18 protein-coding genes are annotated in these 20,002 nt (G+C 66.2%); 8 read left to right on the forward strand and 10 right to left on the reverse strand.

What is annotated here, in order from left to right; genetic code table 11:
• Positions 1 to 99: 99 nt before the first annotated feature.
• The 3 genes from G6N34_RS11185 (at position 100) to G6N34_RS11195 (ending at position 4,294) form a co-directional block, all read left to right on the forward strand.
• Positions 100 to 1,662 carry an alpha/beta fold hydrolase gene (locus G6N34_RS11185; RefSeq protein WP_085150999.1) on the forward strand — a complete coding sequence of 521 codons (1,563 nt, stop codon included), beginning with the start codon at positions 100 to 102 and terminating at the stop codon, positions 1,660 to 1,662.
• A gap of 78 nt (positions 1,663 to 1,740) precedes the next feature.
• A complete protein-coding gene (locus G6N34_RS11190; RefSeq protein ID WP_163645368.1) occupies positions 1,741 to 1,884 on the forward strand; it encodes a hypothetical protein in 144 nt (47 codons plus the stop codon).
• 241 nt (positions 1,885 to 2,125) lie between these two features.
• Positions 2,126 to 4,294 (forward strand): molybdopterin-containing oxidoreductase family protein, encoded by a 2,169-nt coding sequence (locus tag G6N34_RS11195; RefSeq protein ID WP_085151001.1) that lies wholly within the window; start codon positions 2,126 to 2,128, stop codon positions 4,292 to 4,294.
• Positions 4,295 to 4,307: 13 nt separating this feature from the next.
• On the opposite strand, the gene G6N34_RS11200 is transcribed toward G6N34_RS11195, so the two are convergent.
• Positions 4,308 to 4,745: an MOSC domain-containing protein gene (locus G6N34_RS11200; protein ID WP_085151002.1), complete on the reverse strand. Its 438-nt coding sequence runs from the start codon at positions 4,743 to 4,745 to the stop codon at positions 4,308 to 4,310.
• Positions 4,746 to 4,851: 106 nt separating this feature from the next.
• Here G6N34_RS11200 and G6N34_RS11205 point away from each other — a divergent pair, with 106 nt between their 5' ends.
• A complete protein-coding gene (locus G6N34_RS11205) occupies positions 4,852 to 6,084 on the forward strand; it encodes an oxygenase MpaB family protein (RefSeq protein WP_085151003.1) in 1,233 nt (410 codons plus the stop codon).
• Positions 6,081 to 6,662, forward strand: coding sequence for a TetR/AcrR family transcriptional regulator (locus tag G6N34_RS11210; RefSeq protein ID WP_085151004.1), 582 nt, complete (start codon positions 6,081 to 6,083; stop codon positions 6,660 to 6,662). The genes G6N34_RS11205 and G6N34_RS11210 overlap by 4 nt, the downstream gene beginning before the upstream one ends.
• 55 nt (positions 6,663 to 6,717) lie before the next feature.
• Here the strand turns inward: G6N34_RS11210 and G6N34_RS11215 are convergent, their stop codons facing one another.
• The 4 genes from G6N34_RS11215 to G6N34_RS27605 all read right to left on the reverse strand — a co-directional run bounded on the left by G6N34_RS11215 (position 6,718) and on the right by G6N34_RS27605 (position 9,748).
• Positions 6,718 to 7,338: a TetR/AcrR family transcriptional regulator gene (locus G6N34_RS11215; protein WP_085151005.1), complete on the reverse strand. Its 621-nt coding sequence runs from the start codon at positions 7,336 to 7,338 to the stop codon at positions 6,718 to 6,720.
• On the reverse strand, positions 7,331 to 8,584 hold the full coding sequence (locus G6N34_RS11220) for a cytochrome P450 (protein ID WP_085151006.1): 1,254 nt from the start codon (positions 8,582 to 8,584) through the stop codon (positions 7,331 to 7,333). Before G6N34_RS11220 ends, G6N34_RS11215 begins: the two co-directional genes overlap by 8 nt.
• Before the next feature lie 187 nt (positions 8,585 to 8,771).
• Entirely contained in the window at positions 8,772 to 9,557 is a 786-nt protein-coding gene (locus G6N34_RS11225) for an SDR family NAD(P)-dependent oxidoreductase (protein ID WP_085151007.1), read from the reverse strand.
• Between the two features lie 44 nt (positions 9,558 to 9,601).
• Positions 9,602 to 9,748: a hypothetical protein gene (locus tag G6N34_RS27605; protein ID WP_109788391.1), complete on the reverse strand. Its 147-nt coding sequence runs from the start codon at positions 9,746 to 9,748 to the stop codon at positions 9,602 to 9,604.
• A 377-nt stretch (positions 9,749 to 10,125) separates the two neighbouring features.
• Between G6N34_RS27605 and G6N34_RS11230 the strand changes: the two genes are divergently transcribed.
• Positions 10,126 to 10,887, forward strand: a complete 762-nt coding sequence (locus G6N34_RS11230; protein ID WP_234812825.1) for a magnesium transporter MgtE N-terminal domain-containing protein — start codon at positions 10,126 to 10,128, stop codon at positions 10,885 to 10,887.
• Positions 10,884 to 12,128 carry an NRAMP family divalent metal transporter gene (locus tag G6N34_RS11235; protein WP_234812826.1) on the forward strand — a complete coding sequence of 415 codons (1,245 nt, stop codon included), beginning with the start codon at positions 10,884 to 10,886 and terminating at the stop codon, positions 12,126 to 12,128. Before G6N34_RS11230 ends, G6N34_RS11235 begins: the two co-directional genes overlap by 4 nt.
• Positions 12,129 to 12,157: 29 nt before the next feature.
• On the opposite strand, the gene G6N34_RS11240 is transcribed toward G6N34_RS11235, so the two are convergent.
• From G6N34_RS11240 to G6N34_RS11260, 5 genes are all read right to left on the reverse strand, one after another.
• Positions 12,158 to 12,967: an LLM class F420-dependent oxidoreductase gene (locus G6N34_RS11240; protein ID WP_085151009.1), complete on the reverse strand. Its 810-nt coding sequence runs from the start codon at positions 12,965 to 12,967 to the stop codon at positions 12,158 to 12,160.
• 159 nt (positions 12,968 to 13,126) lie between these two features.
• Positions 13,127 to 14,797 (reverse strand): GMC family oxidoreductase, encoded by a 1,671-nt coding sequence (locus G6N34_RS11245; protein ID WP_109788392.1) that lies wholly within the window; start codon positions 14,795 to 14,797, stop codon positions 13,127 to 13,129.
• Positions 14,798 to 14,935: 138 nt separating this feature from the next.
• Positions 14,936 to 15,850 (reverse strand): MBL fold metallo-hydrolase, encoded by a 915-nt coding sequence (locus G6N34_RS11250; protein WP_085151011.1) that lies wholly within the window; start codon positions 15,848 to 15,850, stop codon positions 14,936 to 14,938.
• A gap of 252 nt (positions 15,851 to 16,102) precedes the next feature.
• On the reverse strand, positions 16,103 to 17,284 hold the full coding sequence (locus tag G6N34_RS11255) for a serine hydrolase domain-containing protein (RefSeq protein WP_085151012.1): 1,182 nt from the start codon (positions 17,282 to 17,284) through the stop codon (positions 16,103 to 16,105).
• Positions 17,281 to 18,750: a biotin carboxylase gene (locus tag G6N34_RS11260; RefSeq protein WP_085151013.1), complete on the reverse strand. Its 1,470-nt coding sequence runs from the start codon at positions 18,748 to 18,750 to the stop codon at positions 17,281 to 17,283. The genes G6N34_RS11255 and G6N34_RS11260 overlap by 4 nt, the downstream gene beginning before the upstream one ends.
• A 498-nt stretch (positions 18,751 to 19,248) precedes the next feature.
• Here G6N34_RS11260 and G6N34_RS11265 point away from each other — a divergent pair, with 498 nt between their 5' ends.
• Positions 19,249 to 19,989 carry a hypothetical protein gene (locus tag G6N34_RS11265; RefSeq protein ID WP_085151014.1) on the forward strand — a complete coding sequence of 247 codons (741 nt, stop codon included), beginning with the start codon at positions 19,249 to 19,251 and terminating at the stop codon, positions 19,987 to 19,989.
• The last annotated feature ends 13 nt before the right edge of the window (positions 19,990 to 20,002 follow it).

Here is a 20,002-nt window from a genome sequence, read left to right on the forward strand (position 1 = left end):
TCCTCGCGGGACTTTCGACGGGGTGAACTTGAGCGCTGATGGTGTTGCCCAATCATCGATACTGGTCTCTCGCACGTTGGAAATGGCTAGGGTGTCCGGATGAAATGGGCGTCCATGCCAGGCAATAGACCACTCAGCGTGCTCGCGGCACTGACCCTCGCGCTGGCCGGATGCTCACAGTCGCAGGGAACAACGCAGCCTCCGAATGCTGCCGAGCAGTCCGTTCCCGACGCCTCCTATGCGTCGTCACCGTGTCCGTCACCGGTGGTGCCGGGGGTGCCCGAGGCCGATTTCGGCTCCGACGTCGTGTGCGGGACCCTCACGGTTCCGGAGAATCGGTCGAAAGCCGACGGGCGCACCATCACCCTCACCGTCGCGAGATACCCGGCGCAGTCTGCTGATCCCGATCCCGAACCGATGGTCTATCTCCATGGCGGGCCCGGCGGCACGATCCTGCCGTACGGCGAAACCCTGCGGAAGCTGGGCATCAACCGCGACCGTGACGTGATCCTGGTCAGTGAGCGCGGCACGCTACTCGCCGACCCGCATTTGGGATGCCCGGAATTCGACGAGGTCACCGAGGAATCGAAGGGAGTGTCCTCGCTGGACCCCGCCTTGGCTGCGCGAAGCGTGGACGCGGTCCGCGTATGCCATGACCGACTGGCGGCCAAGGGGATTGATCTGACCGCCTACAACACCGTCGAGAACGCGGCCGACTTCGCCGACCTGCGCCGAGCGATGGGCATCGAGTCCTGGCACGTGTATGGCGTCTCCTACGGCACGTATGTGGCTCTGCAGTTGATCCGCGATCATCCCGAGGGGATCAGCAGTGTGGTCCTCGACTCCGTTGTCCCACCGCAGAAGAACCTGCTCACCAATCTGTGGAGCAGCACCGCCGGTGGCCTCAACGCCCTGTTCGACGCCTGTGCTGCGCAGTCGGCCTGTGCCACGGCCTATCCCGATCTCGCCGAGGAGTTCTCGGCCACGGTGAGCAGATTGTCGGAAGACCCTCTGACGGTTGACCTTCCGGCAACACCTGACAGGCCGGCGCAGACCGTCGTGCTCGACGGCTACAAACTGGCCAACGTTGCCGTGCTCGCGAGCATGGACGCCACGCGCTACGCGGGCCTACCTCAGATGATCCACGCGACGGCGCGTGGGGACGGACGCGCGCTCGCCGAGGCGGTGGCGGGAGGGGGTCAGATCCCAGGCCTGTTCAGCCATGGCCTCAAACTTGGCGTCCTGTGCGGTGAGTTCGCACCGTTCACTACGCGCGAGGACATCGCCGCCGCGGGGCGGAAGGCTTTCCCGGCATTCCCGGCCGAAGTCCTCGAGTTGCAGCCGCAGTTCGGTCGCCCGATGGACGACTGCGGGGTGTGGGACGTGAGCGCAAGTGACCCGAAGATCGCCGAACCGGTCCACAGCGATCTGCCCGTGCTCGTGATGGCGGGTACCTTTGATGCGATCACGCAGCCCAGCCTCGCCGATGTGGTCGCCGAGACGCTGCCCAACAGCACCGTGGTGCGGTTTCCCGCCATCGGTCACGATGTCTACGAGCAGTCGGAGTGTGGTCGTGCGGTGACGGCATCCTTCTTGAAGGACCCGAAATCGGTTGCGGTGGAATGTGTTGCACAGATGCAGATTCCGGAGTTCACCATCTGACCGGTGGTGAGGGGCGGGGAAGTGGTCGAATGCCGTAAGTGCACAGCGGGTGAGTGCAGCCACGAGGAGCTGTGCCCGATGATGATCCGCTGGTACGACGACCCCTGGGACGGAACCTTCTGGCGGCGCTGCGAGTGCACCGCGGGGATTCCTGGGCCCGTGTTCCCCGTGAAGGTCACGCGCGTCCCGAAGACGCTCTCCGAGGGTGGGGAACTGGCGTAGGAGGCACGCCTGGACGCCGAGGCAGAGGCCCGGCGCCGTCAGCGGAAACGACCCAGGATTTCCGCGCGAAAACATGGATATGTGGCCTACGCCACTATTATATTGTCCAGTTAATTAGTCAGTCAGCGGACGATCCTGGTCGCAGCCCGACCGGGCCGTCCGACGATCAGTGGGGCGCCGACTTGCTGCACCTTCTCTCGTTGCCCCAGTCGCTGCAGGCAGCCGAAAGGATTCACTGAGGATGGCTCACGAGACGACGGTCCATAAAACGCTGTGCGCGGTCTGCCACAACTGTTGTCCGATCGAGGTTGATGTCATCGACGGGCGGGCCGTCAAAGTTCGTGGGAACAAGGCCAATCGGCACTACGACGGGTTCTCCTGCGTCAAAGGCCGAGGCCAGCTCGAGTATCACTACTCGCCGGAGCGGCTTCTGCACTCGCTCAAACGCGGCCCCGACGGAAGCTATGCGCCGATTTCGTCGGCGCAGGCCATGGACGAGATCGCCAGCCGACTGCAGGACATGATCGGCGAGCACGGGCCGCGCTCGATTTCGGCGTACTTCGGGACCCAGGCCTTTCAGGCGGCAGGTGCCTCGATGCCAGTGGTCAAGGGATTCCTGGCCGGTATCGGAACTCCGATGGTGTTCGAATCGGTGACCATCGACCAGCCCGGCAAGGCCATTGCGCCCGCGCTGCACGGCACCTGGCTCGGCGGCCGCTACGGTCCCGACGAGGCCGACCTGCTGATGCTGATCGGCGCGAACCCGCTCGTCAGCATGCTGGGACTGCCGTTGGGCAATCACGGCAAATGGCTGACCAACAAGCTCGAATCCGGCGGCCAGCTCATCGTCATCGACCCCCGACGCACGGAAACTGCCCGTCGCGCACATCTTTTCCTTCAACCGCTGCCGGGACACGACATCGCCATCCTGGCAGTGATGATCAAGGTCATCCTCGCCGAGGAGCTCATCGACACCCAGTTTGTGGCCGACAATGTCGTGGGTGTCGCGGACCTACGCGCTGCGGTGGAACCCTTCGACCCGACCGCCGTCGCCGCGGCTGCCGATCTGGACGCAGCCGACCTCGTGACCGCGGCCCGCATGTATGCCACAGCGTCCCGCGGGTACATCGACGCCGGAACGGGGCCCAATATGGCCCAGTCCGGGACGCTGCTGGAGTACCTGATCCTCAACCTCGGTGCGCTGTGCGGGAATCGGCGCCGCGCCGGCGAGGTTGTGGCCGACCCGGTGTCGCTGTATCCACCGCTGCCCGCGGTGGCCCAGGCGCTTCCGCCGTACCCGCCGAACGGGCTGGGGGAGGCCATGCGGGTCCGGGGCCTGAGTCTGTCCGCGGCGGGAATGCCGGTGTCGGGCCTGGCCGAGGAGATCCTGACCCCCGGGGAGGGGCAGGTGCGTGCCCTGTTCAGCATCGGCGGCAACCCGATTGCCGCGTGGCCGGATCAGATCCGGACGGCCGAGGCGATGTCGGCACTGCAACTGCTGGTGCAGATCGACCCGTTCATGTCGCACACGGCCCGCTATGCCGACTACGTCATTGCCCCGCGGATGCCTTTGGAGACACCGCATGTCAGCCAGATTCTGGACTATCTGCAGGCGGCTGGCATCGGGCCGGGCGCACCGTACGCCTACTACGGGCCGGCCGTCCTCGACACCCCCGAAGGCAGTGACCTGCTGAGTGAGTGGGAGTTCTTCTATGGCCTCGCGCAGCGGATGGGCGTCACGATCGACGCTCCGCATCCGCTGGGATTGGTCGAGCCGATACCGCTGGACATGACGCATCCGCCCACTGAGGAGGAACTCCTCGACATCGTGTGCCAGGGTTCGCGGATCCCACTGGACGTGGTCCGCGACCACCCCGACGGCCTCGAAGGTGACCTTGCCGCCGAACCCGCCACGGTGGTCCTGCCGGGTGACCCGAACACACCGACGCACCTCGATGTCGCCAACGCACAGATGATGGCCGACCTTGCCGACACCGCTGAGGACATGGTGCGCACCGACACCGCGGACATGCTGCTGGTCTCGCGGCGCGAAATGCACACCACCAACTCGTCTTACAACGCGATGGCCGCCCGGGGCGGGCGGCGTCACAACCCCGCCTATCTCAACCCCGCCGACGCGGCCCGCCTTGGCGTTGAGCCCGACCAACTGGTCTGCATTACGTCGCCCCGGGCCAGCGTGATGGCCCTCGTGAGCCTCGACGACTCCGTCCGACCGGGAGTGGTGTCGATGAGCCACGCCTATGGCAACGCGTCCCCGGAATTGGACACACCCGCGCAGGACGGTTCCAGCACCGCGCGGTTGGCCGATGTCACCGTCGCCTTCGACCGCTACTCGGGGCAACCGCGGATGAGTGCGATTCCGGTGACGGTGACTCCGGCACCGCGCTGAGGAGGGGCGGGTATCAGTCGGCAGGCAGCAGTTCCACGTCGTCACCGACGCGGATCTGTCCCGAGGTCAGCACCCGGAACACCGACCCTCCCCGAGCGTGCATCGCTCTGGCGGCGCCAGGTGCGATCCAGTCGTCCAACAGCCGGCACGGTGCCGCAATCCGCACCACTTCGAGTTCGACGTCGCCGATCCTGAGCCGGTCTCCGGGTCTGGTGGGGATATCCCCGGCGTCGACGGTGACGTTGCGTCTGGTGGCACCCGGATCGATGGGATGGCCGAGTTCGGCTGCCGCGTGTTCCAGCAGTTCGCGGGACTGCAGGGTGACGTGTCGGTGTTTGGCGCCGTGGTAGCGGTCGCCCACCAATCCTTTGCCTGCCTCGGCGTCGACGGCGGGGACTGAGCGCGTCGGAATCTTGCGTCCAGGCGCGATGTGGATGTCGACGATGCGCATGATTGGCCAGTATAGGAAGCCTCGCGTTTCGCATCCGGAGCAACATATGCGACAGTTTCAGTAGATAGTGTCGCATTTGTTGCGGGAGTCACAGGTGGGAGCGGGTATGAAGGTCGAGCAGGGCGCCGGTAGGCCGTGGCAGCACTTCGCGGACTACTACTACGCGGGAACGCCGAGCAAGCGCCGCGTTGACGCCGACCGGGAGTGGTACGCGAAGAAGTGGGGCCACCTGACGACGATGGGCGATGACGCGGCGGATCGGTTGGCCGTGGCGATCATCGACAAGCGTGTCGCCCGGGCGGATTTCGAAGCCGCGTTGACCAACGGCGTGTCCGACGCAGTGGACTTCGCACCGGAGATCGTCGAGTTCATCGCGCCGCGTCAGACTCTGCCGGCCTGCCTGGACGCCGAAGCCATCGCCCGGGGCGCGAAGGCGTACCGCCGGTTGCCGATGCCGGCGTGGGTGGCCCACGGCGCCATCGCGGGGTTCATATTCGGTGCCATCTCACCGAACTCGTCGATGACGTTGTCGCTCAACGAAGCCATTGTCGAATCGACGCACAAACGCTATGTGGAGACCGCCAAGTACGTCCACGACCTGTTGGTGGACCCAGCGGGCAGCAGTGCGTTCCAGACCGGTTGCCGGGTGCGGCTCGTGCATGGCTTCGTCCGCACGGAGATCAGCCGGCACGTGCAGTGGAACACCGAGGCCTACGGCACCCCGATCAATCTGGCCCCGATGCTTGTTGCCGCGGCGGTCGAAGGGCCTTGGGCAGTACCGCTTCTGGAGAAGCAGGGCTATCGCCTGACCGCGCAGGAGAAGGACGACATCGCCATGTTCAGCGCCTACCAGTCGTTCCTGCAGGGTGTGCCCGAAGAGGAGCTGCTGACCACGCACGACGACTACAGCGACTTTCTCTACTTCTACCTGAGCAGCGACTCCGTCCCACTGCCGGAGGACCGGCCCGCTGCCGAGAAGGTGCTGCGACCGCTGATCGCCAACGGGTATCCGATCAGTTCCTCGCAAGCGGTGACGGACCTGTTCAACGCCTTCATCCTGGCCGAGACCCGGCGCAGTTTCGGTCCCGAGATCAGTCGCGAGTGGGGGATTGACGTCCCAGCAGCAGGTCTTGTCGTAGCTCCCATCGCAGGGGTGCTCAACCGTGCACTGGGCTTCGCCCGTCGCATGCCGTTGACCCGGCCGCTGTGTGACAAACTTGCCGACAACATGGTGTATTCGACGATGCCCCAGATGGTCAAGCGGGTCACAGGATCCAGCGACGTCAAGTTCGACTCGGCCGCCAAGGAGGAGCGAACCCCGGTCGGTGGCGCGGTATGAGAGTCGGAGCGCGTGAGCTGATCGTCGAATCGGCGGCGGCGAAGTTCGCCGAGTTCGGCATCGACCGGGTGTCTTTGGATGAGATTGCCCAAGCCGCTCATGTGCACCGCAGCACCCTGCACCGACACTTCCCCGACGGTCGCGACGCCCTGGTCATCGCGACCCTCGATCACGAGGCGGAACGAGCTGCCGCCCGTCTGGTCGCGGCGGCCGATGCCGCCCCCAACGCCATCGACGGTCTCTCGGACGAGTTCACCGAGTTGGTCATGTTGTCCCGAAACAACCAGGTCGTGCGACACCTGGCGGCGCAGGACGTCGGCAAGCGGGCCGTCCTCAGCAACGGCGCCACCCGGATGCGGGCCTTGGCGGCGGAGCACTGGGAGCGCCTTGCCGAGCGTGCCCGTGCTGAGGGCTATAACGTCAGCTCCGCACCCGCTGAGGCCGTGGCCGGGCACGTGCTGCGGATGTCGGTGAGCCTGGTGGCCGACCCCGGTGACATCCAGACGCCGGCGGACGTGCGGCGCTACGCCGAGTTGTTCGTCACGCCGGCCCTCATCTGGGCTTCCGCCGCCGAATAACCGCGCCATCTCGCCATGTGACTTCTCGGCGAGAGCTCGGCGCTCCCAATGCATCTCAGTAGCTGGACAGCGATGACGTCCGCGGATAGAGGATCGCGGGTCCCAACCATCGAGCAATGAAGCGGCGCAATACGATGCCTTCGCGTGGTGTCTGACCGGGGTCGGTCAACAAGGACTGCACTGTGCGCAGGGTCATTTCGGCGAGTTCTTCCAACGCGGCGCTGTTGAATCCGTGAAGCTGCCAATCGACATCGAGGCGGCGGAACAGCGACAGGCAGAATGCGGTCGCTGTGGGGGAGGTCAGCGAGGTGACGATCTCGCCCTCTTGTCGCCGGGACAGCAGGTTCTCCAGCTGGGGATCGCCGGAGAGGCGTTCGACGGCGAACGCAACGCAATCGACGACAGCAGTGATCGGATCGTTGACTCCGCTGACGTGTCCCACCACCTGATCGATGAACCCGTCGACCGCACGCATCGCACTGGCGATCAGCAGCGCGTCGGCATTGGGGAAGTATCGGTACACCGTCTGACGCGTGACCCCGAGTCTGCGGGCGACGTCGGCGAGGCGAATCCCTGCTCCGTGTTCGGCGACCACCTCGTCCACGGCATCCAGGATTCGAGCGACGGCCTCCTCGTCGGAGTCGGGTGTCATACCTGCCCATCCGCGACTACGCATCCGCTCTCACCAGCCTTTCGCTGGTGAATTCGATCGGAAGTGTTGTCGGACCGGTCATTCCCAACACGGACTTCCACGGAGCCGGCCCGATGCGACGCGGAGCAGGCAGTCGGCGGGTGAGGACTACGAGCGCTTCCGCCAACTCGCGACGTGCGAGGTTGGCACCCAGGCAGTAGTGCGCACCACCGCCGAAGGTCAGAATCGGGGGCACATCCCTGCGCGCGATGTCGAAGCGGTCGGCTTCGCCGTAGATCGCTGGGTCACGGTTGGCGGCAAAGGTGTTCGCGAAGACGAAGGTCCCCTTCGGGAACATATAGCCGCCGAATTCGATGTCCTCGGTGGCGGCGCGCGGCACGATGCAGGCCGCCGGTGAGTGGCGCATGCTCTCCTCGACCGCCTGCATCGCAAGCTCGGGTTGGTCGCGAAGCCTCATCCATTGATCCGGATGCTCGCAGAGCACCTGCACCGACGCGGCCAGTTGGTTCCGCGTCGTATCCGTGCCCGCCATCAGGAAGCCGGCCACCAGCCCGCGGAGTTCGTCGAGAGTCAGGCGGTCGCCGTCGCTCTCAGCGCGAATGAGCTCGGACAGCAGGTCATCGGCCAGAGAGTCTCGTCGCGCGGCGACCATGTCGTCGACGTAGGCGTCGAGTTCGCCCCACGCCCGCATGACCGCGGCCTCGTCGAAGGTGACGTCCGTCTGAAAGTTGAAGGCCTTGAAGATCTCTTCGGTCCAATCCGCGAACAGCTGCCAATCCTCGGGGGGTGCACCGAGCAGCGCGCAGATGATCGGGGTGGGGTAGGGGCGCGCGATGTCGGTCACGACGTCGCACCGGCCGGCGTCCATCACCCGATCGACCAGTCCGTTGACCACCTCTTGGATTGTGGCCTGCAGTCGTGATGTTGCCCGTGGAGTGAACGCCTTGGAGACCAGTTTGCGCAAGCGAATGTGTGGTGCGCCGTCGAGACCCAGCAGGCTGTTGGCCAGCTTGTCGAACAGTGGACCCGACGTGATGCCCTGTGCTGCCAGCGTGATACCAGGGGGAAGTCGAAATCTGTTGTCGCGGAGGAAGTCCCGAGACATCTCGTAAGACAGGATCTCCGGTCCGAGGGGCCCGATGGCGACGGGGGCACATGACTGCGCTCCTCGGAGGTCCGCGAGGATGTCGTGCGGGGTGGCGGTGAGGCTGTAGTCCAGCGTCGGGAGGCCGGCGTCGAAGACGTTGGTGGCGGTGCTGGTCGCGGTCATCGACGTCAACCTCCGTTGCGCTCAAGTGGGCGTCTTGGTGGACAAGTATGAATAAAGTGTATGACCATCTGACTGGGGCGGTCAACGGCCCTGGGCAGGAAGCGTTGATTCTGAACGTAAAGCACGCGGTGGTCATACACCCACAGTAAGAACGTATCGTCCACGTCGATCGGCTCTGGGCCGCGCGTCAGAACTTGAGGTAGCCGCCGTCGATACGCAGAACGTCGCCGGTGTGGTAGCGGCTCGCCGCGCTGGCCAGGTACACCGCCACCCCGCCGATGTCGTCAGGGGAGCCCCAGCGGCGTACCGGAACGCGAGGCAACACGCGCTCGCGGAACCGTTCGTCGTGCAGCCCCTCCGAGGTCATCTCGGTGTCGAACCAGCCGGGAGCCACCGTGTTGGCGCGGATCCCGTAGCGGGCCAACTCGACGGCCATGCTGTCGGTCAGTGAGGTGACGCCGGCCTTGGAGGCCGCGTAGGCGGGTTGGCGCGGCATGCCCTGGAAAGCCCCGAGGCTGGACACTGCCACCAGGCTGCCGCCGCGGCCCGCCTCGACCATCTGGCGGGCGGCTTCGCGCAGCGTGAGGAAGACGCCGTCGAGATCGACGCGAGTGACTTCCCGGAACGCCTCCAGCGACGTCTCCAGTACCGGGATGAACGACCCACGCACCCCGGCGTTGGCGAAACATGAGTCCAGATAACCGAACTCGCCGCGAACCCGGGCCATCGCTGCCGTGGTGGCGTCCTCGTCGGCGACGTCGCAGACCAGCGGCAGCACCGCTCGACCGTGTCGGCGGAGTTGTTCGGCGGCGCTGTCCAACCGGGAGGCGGTGCGGCCGAGGATGGCTACCGAGGCACCTGCGCGGGCCAAGCCCTCGGCCATGCCGAAACCGATGCCGGAACCGCCGCCGGTGACGACCGCCACGTGGCCGGTGAGGTCGAAGGGATTGTCAATGGGTGCTGCGTCGGTCACGGGCCGACTCTACGCAGACGCTCGACGCCAGGAACGCGGGCGCCCTATTCGTCTTCTTCCTCTCGACGGCGCGCGGCCTCGATCACCTCAGGCGGGGCAGGTTTCCGCAGCCAGGCCCGCATCCGCAACAGCCCGCCGGCGATCGTGCCGATGGCCAGCACGGCAATGATGATCCAGAATGCGGTGGACATAGGTCCAGTGTCCGCCTTTCGGCATCGGGTGTGGGCATCAATGTCCGAGTCGGATGAACGCACGGTCGGGCACCTCAGCGTGGAGGGCGAAAGTCCCTGGATGTGGGTCGTTGGACTGACCGCGCCGGCCACTCGTTGGTCGTACCGTTATGCCGTGGGACGAGGGGCCTGAAAACGGTGAGAGGGAGACGGTCCGATGAGTGAAGTGTTGTCGGATGTGTCGGCGGGGCGTGTCGGGAGTCCGTGTGCCCGGCCGACCCACGGGTCACGCTGCCGGACTGTCCCCATGACTTCCTGCTGACGTGCTGCTGCTCAGCAGGCTTGTGCACCGAGCGGTTGTGGGCGCAACCGGCAACACAGTGGGTCGCGTCGCCGATGTGAGTGCTCGCCCCGTCGGCAGTGCGGGCTTGCCCGTGGTGGACCACATGGTGCTGTCCCGACGCGGCGAGCCCGCAGTACGGGTGCCGTTCGAGGCCATCAACCTTGTCCATCCCCAACACATTCGGCTGGAGGACAGTGCAGGCGACCTCCCTTTCGTCACGGCGGGGCCACTGGGGGACGACGAGATTCTGCTGGTACGCGACGTTCTCGACACGCAGGTGGTCGACGTGACTGGTCAGCGTCTCACCCGAGTGGCTGACGTCGTGCTCGCCCGCAGAACTGACGGCCGCATCGAAGTCGTCGGTGTGGAGGTGGGCTTTGATGCTGTGCTGCGTCGTCTCGGCTGGGGCGGGCTGGCGAATCGATTCTCCAGCGACGCCATCGAATGGACTGACCTGCACCTGACCTCGGAGCGAGGACACGCTGTTCAGCTCGCGTCACCACGTTCGGCAATCCACCGGTTGGATGCGCGCGCCTTGGCAGCACTGGTTGCACGACTCAGTACAGGGCCCGCCGCCGAGGTGCTCGCGGCCAAGGACGCTGCGATGGTCGCAGATGTCATCCGAGCCAGTCACCCGGACGATGCGGAACGGATACTCAGGGCGTTGGCCGAAAGCACCGCCGCCGATGTGGTCGCCGCGATGCCGGCCGAGTACGTCGGTCACTGGAGAGAAAGGCTGTCGACGGCACGTCCGCGGCAGAGGCATCTTCTTCGTTCGGGCGTCTGGCCCCGACGTCGGCACAAGGTGTCGCGGTGACTGCGGCGGTGACGAAGCGCCGCGGGTTGGCGATCAGCGCCTTGGTGGTGGTCGTGGGCCCTGGACTGCTCGCCGGCCTGTCTGACGATGATCCGGCTGGTATCACCACGTACTCGGTGCTCGGCGCTGACTACGGATATCAGCTCCTGTGGGTCCTGCTGCTGTCGACGCTCGCTTTGGTGATGTTCCACACCCTGGCGGCTCGCATGGGCGTGGTCACCGGCCAGGGAATGATCGGCCTGGTGCGCCAGCGGTACGGGGTGCGCATCGGCGGCACCGTCCTGCTGGCGCTCACGATCGCCAACATCGGTACCACATGTGCCGAGTTCGCCGGCATTGCAGCCGGTTTCGAACTCTTCGGGGTCAGCCGCTACGTCAGCGTCCCCGCGGCAGCGCTGTTGGTGTCAGCAGTCGTTCTGCGCGGGAGCTTCCATCGGATTGAACACTTCCTGCTGCTGTTGTCGACGGTCTTCCTGGCCTACATCGCTTCAGGCATCCTGGCTGATCCCGATTGGGGAGCGGCAGCCCACGGACTGTTGATTCCGACGATGCCTACCGATCGCGAGGCATTGGCGATAGTCACCGCCACCGTTGGAACGACGTTGGCACCGTGGGGGCTGTCGTTCATCCAGTCCTACGCCGTTGACAAGAAGCTGCGAATCGAAGACCTGCGTTTCGAGCGCATTGATGTGGTGACCGGCGCCCTGCTGACGGGGGTCATCGGTTTCTTTGTTGTGGTCGCCTGCGCCGCGACACTCCACCGCGACGGCCGCACCATCACCGATGCGGCCGACGCCGCGCTCGCGTTGCAGCCGCTGGCCGGCGACCTCGCGTCGACGATGTTTGGGATCGGATTGGTGGGCGCGGCGGTACTGGCCGCAGCTATTCTGCCGCTGTCGACCGCCTACTCGGTGTGCGAGTACACGGGAGTCGAAGCGGCCCTGAATGACCCGTTCCGAGAAGCGAAGACGTTCTACGTGACGTTTGGGTGCGTCACCGCACTCGGCGCACTCATCGTCCTGGTTCCGGGTGCACCTCTGGTGACGATCTTGGTTGCCACGCAGGTCCTCAACGCCGTCCTGCTGCTCCCTCTGCTGGCCGTGATCATCGGTGTCGCACGTGACGCCGACCTGATGGGTCAGTACCGGTTGAGCAGGGCGGGCACGGCCGCCTACGGGGTGACAGCGGCAGTGGTGCTGATGTGCGTGGTTGCGCTCGCGGTGACCACGGGTTGGGGCTGAGGCAGAGGGGAGTGCGGGGTTTGTCGTGGTCAGCCGTTGTCCCGCCAGATGAGCACCTGCTTGAGGGACGTGAGGTCGTAGCCGTTGTCGGCGGTGAGTTCGGTCTGGAACAGCGTGACGCCTGCCTCGCGGAAGGCATCGGCACTGTCGGCGTCCTGCCAGAGAGTCGAGCGTTCGATATCGGCGCCGTTGCGGCCGAACGTCGCCGCCAGCTCGTCGACGCGGTCGCTGGACCGACGGAACGCGTCGAGGTCTTGAAACGCGTGCCAGATGTCGGCGTGCCTGGCGACGGCGGGCAGCGAGCGCTTGGGCCCCGTGCCGCCGATGAGGATCGGTATCCTGCGCACGGGCGGCGGAATCAGTGCGGCGAGCCGGTTCTCGATGCGGATCAGGCTCTCGTCGAACAGGTCGAAGCGAGACCCGAAGGTGCCGAAGTCGTAACCGTATGTGGTGTAGTCCTTTTCGTACCATCCTGCGCCGAGGCCCAGGATGACCCGGCCGCCGCTGATGTGGTCGACGGTGCGCGCCATGTCAGCGAGCAGGTCTGGGTTGCGGTAGCCGACACCGGTGACCAGGAGACCGATCTCGGCGTGTGAGGTGATCTCGCCCCACGACGCGAGCGCGGTCCAGCCCTCGAAGTTGGCGACGTCGGGCTGCTCGTCGAACATGACGGGCTTGCCGTCGACGATAGCTTCCATCGCCGGGCGGTGGAAGTGGTCATAGCCGAAGATGACGTCGACGCCGAGGTCGTCGGCGGCCAGGACGGCGTCGCGCCATGTGGCGTAGTCGGGCGTTCCGCCGGGCTGGATCTGCACGGCGATGCGGATGGGACGGGTCATGAATGCTCCTGAGCCGGGGGACTGGCGACTCTTGAGGCAAGTCAGCGGGTGCGGGGTTTATTCCGGGTCAGACGTCGTAGTCGGTGGAGAACTGTTCTACACGACCGGCTGTGTGAGCGAGTACAGGCGGAAAAGTGCTGCGCTACAGGTGAAAACGAGTCATTCCAAGATTGCCCGCGCTGCGCGCTCGGCGATCAGCATGACCGGCGCGTTGGTGTTCCCAGAAGTGATGGTGGGCATCGCCGATGCGTCGACCACTCGAAGGCCGGCGACTCGGAATACGCGGCAGTCGGTGTCGAGCACTGTGGCGGTCGACCGCGGCAGACCGCGTGTGTCGAAGGCACCCATCGCGCAGGTGCCCACCGGGTGGAAGATCGTGGTTCCCAGTTCACGGGCCGCGGTCTGCAGGTCGTCGTCGCTCACCAGTTGTGGGCCGGGAAGCATCTCTTCCGGGGCGTAGCGGGCCAGTGCCGGCGCCGACATGATCTGCCGGGTCATCCGGAGTCCGCGCACGGCGACGTCGAGGTCGGCGTCAGTGGACAGGTAGTTGCAGAGGATCCTCGGGCTGGTCAGCGGATCCGCGGTGGCCATGCGGACATGGCCGCGCGAAGTGGGGCGCAGGTTGCAGACCGAGGGTGTGATCGCGCCGAAGGGGTGCAGGGCCTCGCCGAACTTCGGCAGGGACAAAGGTTGCACATGCCATTCCATGTCGGGGCTGGCCAGGTTCGGATCGCTCTTGGCGAATGCCCCGAGCGTGGACGGCGGCATGGTCAGAGGACCTGAGCGCAGCAGCGCATACTGAATTCCCATGGCAGCCCGGGTGATCCAGTTCCGGTAGAGCGTGTTGACGGTTCGTGCGCCCTTCACCCGGTAGACGGATCGAATCTGCAGGTGATCCTGCAGGTTCTCGCCGACTCCGGGCAGATCGACGGCCACCGGCACCTGATGTTCGGTGAGCAACCCGGCCGGGCCCAGGCCCGAGACCTGCATCAGATGCGGCGAGCCGACGGCACCGGCACTCAGAATCACCTCCCGGCGCGCGCGGACGTCGATGGTCTGGCCGTCTTTGACCAGGCGTAGGCCGGTGACGCGGTGCTGGGCGGTGGTCCAGGCGCCGTGACGCTGATGCTCCGAGACCTGGTCGTCCATCAACAGCTTCAGGGCCTGGGTGTGGGTGTAGACGGTGAGGTTGGGGCGGTGGGAGATCGGGTGCAGGAAGGCGTCGGCCATCGACCAGCGCCGGCCGCGTTTCTGGTTGACGTGGAAATAGGCGCTGCCGGAGTTGTCGCCCCGGTTGAACTCTTCCTTCGGCTCGATGCCCGACTCGGCGGCAGCGGCCTGCCAGGCGTCCAGGATCTTCCAGCGGACGCGGGGCCGCTCGACTCGGATCTCACCGTCGGCGCCGTGCCAGTCGTCGGCGCCGCCGAAGTAGTTCTCCAACTCCTTGTAGATGTCCAGGGTCTGGCCGTCGGGGCCACCCCACAGCCATCGGTCGTCGCCGGTGGCCTGCGCCCACAGTTCGTAATCGCTGGCCTGCCCGCGCATGTGGATCATGGCGTTGATCGAGGAGCAGCCGCCGATCACACGGCCCCGCGCGTAGATGATGCTGCGCCCGGCCAGACCGGGATCGGGCTCGGTGGTGAAGCACCAGTCGGTGCGGGGGTTGGCGATGGTGTACAGATAGCCCACCGGCACCTTGATCCAGAACCAGTTGTCCTTGCCGCCGGCCTCAACCAGGAGTACCCGGTGGTCGGGGTTGGCGCTGAGCCGATTTGCGAGAAGGCAGCCCGCGCTGCCTGCGCCCACGATGATGTAGTCGTATTCGGCCACAGGGCTGATATCCGGCACCGTTCCTCCATTGCGCTTCGTTGCGCGTCCCAGTCTGCGCGAGACCATTCTGCGGGTCGCGGTGCTCGCACGGTCACCAGGTCCACTGTGGGCGGAGCGGCTGCCGGACGCCGCAGCGGTCTACCGGGCACCCAACTCGAGCCAGTCATCGATCGCGAACGCGTCGCCGCGCGCCACCACGGTGGCACCGCCATGTCCTGGATAGTGCGCGGGGATGACGGCGGCGCGCCGCCTGGTCGCCTCGGTGAGCACCCGCCGACGCGTGGCCGCGGCCTCCGCGAAGTCCTCGTCGAGCACGCACGAATCCGTGGGCCTGTGCAACTGCATGGGGCTGTGGGTGAGGTCACCGACGAACACCGCGGGAGTGCCCGCATCCAGCCAGAGCACAGACGAGCCGGGAGTGTGGCCGGGGGCGGGCCGCAACCGCAGCGAGTCGCTCACCATGTAGTCTTCGGACCACAGTTCGATCTGACCCGCCTCAGCAACCGGAATAATGCTGTCGGAGAAAAGGATTCGGCTGGCGTCCAGCCGGGCCTGGTGTTCCTCGGACCGGCCGGGGCCACGCGCGTCGGCGTTGTCGGGGTGGTAGTAGCGGTAGTCGGCTTCTGGCACCAGGTAACGCGCATTGGGAAATGTCGGCACCCATTCGCCGTTGTCGCGAGTGGTGTTCCAGCCGACGTGGTCGGTGTGGATGTGGGTGTTCACCACGACGTCCACCGAGTCGGGGGAGATGCCTGCGGCGCCAAGTGATTCCAGGAAATCGGTGTCGAGATCGGCCAGGAACGGCATCGCTGGGCGGTCGCGGCCATTGCCGACGCCGGTGTCGACCAGCACCGTGAGCCCGTCCACCTCGATGGCCCACGTCTGCACCACCGCATGCCAGCTGCTGTGGTCCCAGAACGTGGGGCTCAGCTCGGGTGCCAGCTCCCGCCACACCTCCGGCGGCGTCTCGGGAAACATGGTGAGCGGCAGGTCGAGCCGCCACTCGACCACCCGCGTAACGGTCGCGGCGCCCAGCTGTATGCGGTCGGACATCCCCGAACCCTACGACCGGGCCGACACGATGGCGGCGGATGACGGACTTTCGGCTGTGCACGGTGAAGCAGTTGACCGGCTGAGGAACTGCGCGAGCCCGGCCTGTACACCGGTGATGGCGGCCTCGACAATCACCGAGTCGAGCCGTTCGTCTCGAGGCCGTCCTCGTCGCTGCGTTGGACGGGCGCGGGCCAGTCGGCGGTCATCGAGGTGGCCTCGCTCGCCGATCGCCAAGCGGGACAAGGCTTCGCTTCAAGTGGTGGTCCCGGTGAGTTCGAGTGCCACCGCATCGAATGCCCGCAGCGTGTCCAACGACATCTGAGGGTCCTCGGTGTCAGCCTGGGTGGACACCTTGGCGGCGACCATCTCGGCGGCGCGGTCGACGTAGATCATCTGGCCGCGCATCCCCTGGCACAGCACGACGTTGTTGCCGGGGTAGGGAAACCATGTCTGGTTGCGGTACATCCCACCGGGCATCGAGTTCTCGCCGGGGCTGGCGTCGAACGCCTGTCGCGAGTCGGGACCGCCCTGGAGAGTGTCGGCGATCCAGGCCGCCGGCACCACCTGCCGGCCCGTCAACGAGACACCCTCGCACAGGAACAGCGAGCCGAACCGGATCAGGTCGGTCAGACACGCGCTGACACCGCCGTCGAAGAAGCCGGTGCCGTCGGCGTCCACCCCGATGGTGGCGTCGCATTGGGCACCGATGCGGCGCCACAGCAGATCCGACATCAACCGGGGCATCCGCTGGCCGCCTGCGACCTCACAGATCCAGCCGAGCACATCGGTTTCACACGACCGGTATTCGAACGGACCGCCGTGAGCCGACTTCTGCCGCAGGCTGAGCAGGAACTCACGCAGCGTGGGCGGGACGTCCGGGCCGCTTCGCGGTGCCCACCCGACCGCCTGGTCAAGCAGGTGCACCTCAGCGGTCGGGTGGAAATAGTTGTCCGAGAAGGCGATACCTGACCGCATGTCCAGCAGGTGGCGCACTGTCGCACCGGCGTAGCCGCAGTTCGCCAAGGCGGGAACATAGGTCGTGACTGGCGCGTCCACATCGATCGCGCCTTCGCCGACCAGTGCACCCACCACGGCGCCCACCAACGATTTGCTCACTGAGAACAGCAGATGCCTGGTATGGGCGGTGAACCCGTCGATGTACTCCTCGGCGATCATCGAGCCGCGGTGGCTGACGGCCCATCCGTCGGTCGCGGTCGCGGCCAGCACCTCGCCGACGGTGGTGGCCACGCCGACACTGCTGGTCACTCGAACGTCGGCGATCGGTGTGCTGACCGCGGGCAGCGTCGCGATCTGCCCGGTTCCACGGGTGATCACTGCGGTCGGCACAAACTCCTCGACGTGCTGGAAGGACCAGTGCGCGTACGGCTCCGACAGCCAGTTCGCCAGTGAGATACCGGCAGGGGCGTGGCTCACGCTCGCGCGACGAGTCGCGACACCATCGGCGTCGTCGGAGTCAGGGGAGTTGAGGCGAACTGTGTCTTGAAGCCGTTGATCCAGCGCCGACAGCGCTCGGTCAGCTGGTAGTCGTCCGTCTGCAGGTGAGCGCGGGTGACGAGTACGCCGAGTTGAGCGCCCAGGCAACGCAGCTCCCCGGGGGCGGCGACCCGCATGTAGAACGCCTCGGACTCATCGAGCAGCGTCGACGAATCGTCGCTGGGTCGTGCGAAGGCGACGTGTCCGTCGTCGTGGAGCTGCCACACACCCGTGCGCGGGGTCGCGGTGAATATCTGCACGTCCGGCGAGGTCTCCGAGATGATCAGCTGGCCCCAGACCTCGGTCTCGCCATAGCCCCGTTCCCATCGCGTGTTGATCTCGTCGATGTCGAGTTCGTACTCGACGTCCATGTACTCGAGCAGATGGAAGAGGAACAGCGGAATGTCGGCGTAGGCCTCGGTGGTCAGGTTCGTCATCGGGCTCACCCCACTGAGGCGCGGGTTGACCTCGCCGAGGTACAGCTCGTCGGTGTCCAGGTCATGCAGCAGGTCGACCTCGAAGTAGCCGCGGTACCCCTCGCGGTGCAGGACGTCGCCCAATCTCCCGACCATCTGGCGCGCGGTGTGTGTCTGGGCGGCCGGCAGCACGTCGCGCCAGATGTCGTTGCCGCACCAGCTGCCCTTACCGGGAGTCACCTCCGGGTAGCCGACCAGACTGGTCATCGGGGGACCGATGACGGTGCCGTGCCGGGTCACGGTGCCCTCGAGGCACACCTCGACATTGCGGATGCGCTTCATGACTTTGATGTCCTGCCCGGTGAGGGCGCCGGCGCACCGGTCCCAGTCGCCTGGGCCCCGCACGAAGAACGTTCCGCTGCCGGCGTTGCCGTAGGCGATCTCGATGACGAGGTCGTCGCCGAGGCCGGCGTTGCGGCTCAGTGTGGCCAACTCGTCGTAGGAGCTCACTCGGCCCATCGCGTGCGGCACGCTCGGCACGCCGGCCTCATCGGCCAGCCGCGTCATCACCAGTTTGGAGTCCAGGCGGTGGCGTAACTCCGCCCGCGGGTGCATGACGTCGAGTCCGGCCGCATGCGCCACGTCCTGAGTCTCCTCGTCCACCATCACGAAGCACGCCTTGCCGCCCGCACCGCGCTGGGAGACGAAGTCGAGCGTCTCGGGATCGCGCAGCAGGTGTTTGCACACATCCCCCATGGAGTCGAAGTCGATGCGGTCCCGTCGCCGCGGCACGAACACCCGTGAATGCTCACCTTCGAAGGAGTCGAAGTAGTTCAGGTAGAAGAAGTTCCGCACCCAGCGGTCGATGCCCAGCAGGTTGAACGGTGTGGGGGAGACGAAGTACAGCGGGGTGGTGTTGGTGTGGAAGAACGCGCGGATGTCGGACAGACCGTTGAGCACGCGCGCCGGCTGTCCCCCCAGTGGCTGCATGGAACCAGTGTGCGCCCGGGCCGAAGTCCATGTCGACACCTCGCACCATCCGGCCAGGCGCGACGTGGTTCTGCGAACCCCGGCCGCCCCGACCTCTCGGCAAACTGGCGTGCGGCGCTGGTCGAGTGTGTGGACGTAGATCACAGCCCCGCCGGGGTGCTTTCCTTGCCGGAGTTTGCATTTTCAAATACAGTGGTGGCAACGTGTTACCGGGCAGTATCGCCTGGTGAATGGCATAAATCACAGCAGGGCAACAAGTGAGTTCGTTGCCACACAGATGATGTGTCAGCGGTGGGCCACGTCCTCGCCGCTGCGTCGGTGATACATACAGCAAACCTCTCTCTGGCGTGTGTCCGGTCGGGTCAACGCTCAGTCGCTGCAGTGCGCCCATGGGTAGTCCGATGCTGCCCTCGTCCGGGCCGAGAGGGGACCGGATCCGAGTGGGATCCAGACAGTTCAACCCCCCAGAAATTCAACACCCCAGAAGTGAGCAGGACCATGCCGAACGTCGGCCCCATCATCAAGATGTTCCGTGATCAGAAGCGCGGCACCAAGTTCATCAGCACCCTTCTCGTCGTCTCCGGCCTCGGCGGTGCGACGGTGCTGATTCCGTCCACGGATCGGCATGCCGAGGTCGGCGTTGAGCAGCGGGCCGAAGGCGAGGCCGCCAGCCCCGCTCCGGCCGCCGCCCCCGACGGTCCCGCGGTCGTGGCCAGCTCGCCCCCGGCCGTGCAGCCGGCGCTGGTGGTCGTGCCCGAACCACCCCTGGTCGTCACCAAGGACTCCGGCGCGCAGGACATCGTCAAGGCCATCGTGGGTCACGGCCGGGCCGCCGGGCTGAACGAAGAACAGATCAAGACGGTCATCGCCACCGCGAAGATCGAGTCCAGCTTCCGGCCGACGGTGTCCGGCGGGGTGCAGGCCTACGGTGGGCCGGGGACGGCCGCCGACGAGGTCATCGGCCTGTTCCAGGAGAAGGCCAGCTTCGGCACCGTCGCCGAGCGCCAGGACCCGAACGCCGCGATCACCCGCTTCATCGCCCGGTTCACCGACGCGTATCACCGGCACGGTATCGCCGGCGACCACGTCCAGGCGGCCACGCTCGCCCAGAACCCGCAGCTGCGCAAGAACAACCGCGGGATCGGAACGCACTACTACAACACCGTCGCAGCCGCGATGGACGAGGCCGCCCACCTGTACCGGCAGGCGGTGGACGGCCCCGTTCCGCCGGTCATCTGACGGCTCGCGGCGG

Origin of the sequence: Mycolicibacterium confluentis (assembly GCF_010729895.1) — a bacterium.
Lineage (GTDB): Bacteria > Actinomycetota > Actinomycetes > Mycobacteriales > Mycobacteriaceae > Mycobacterium > Mycobacterium confluentis.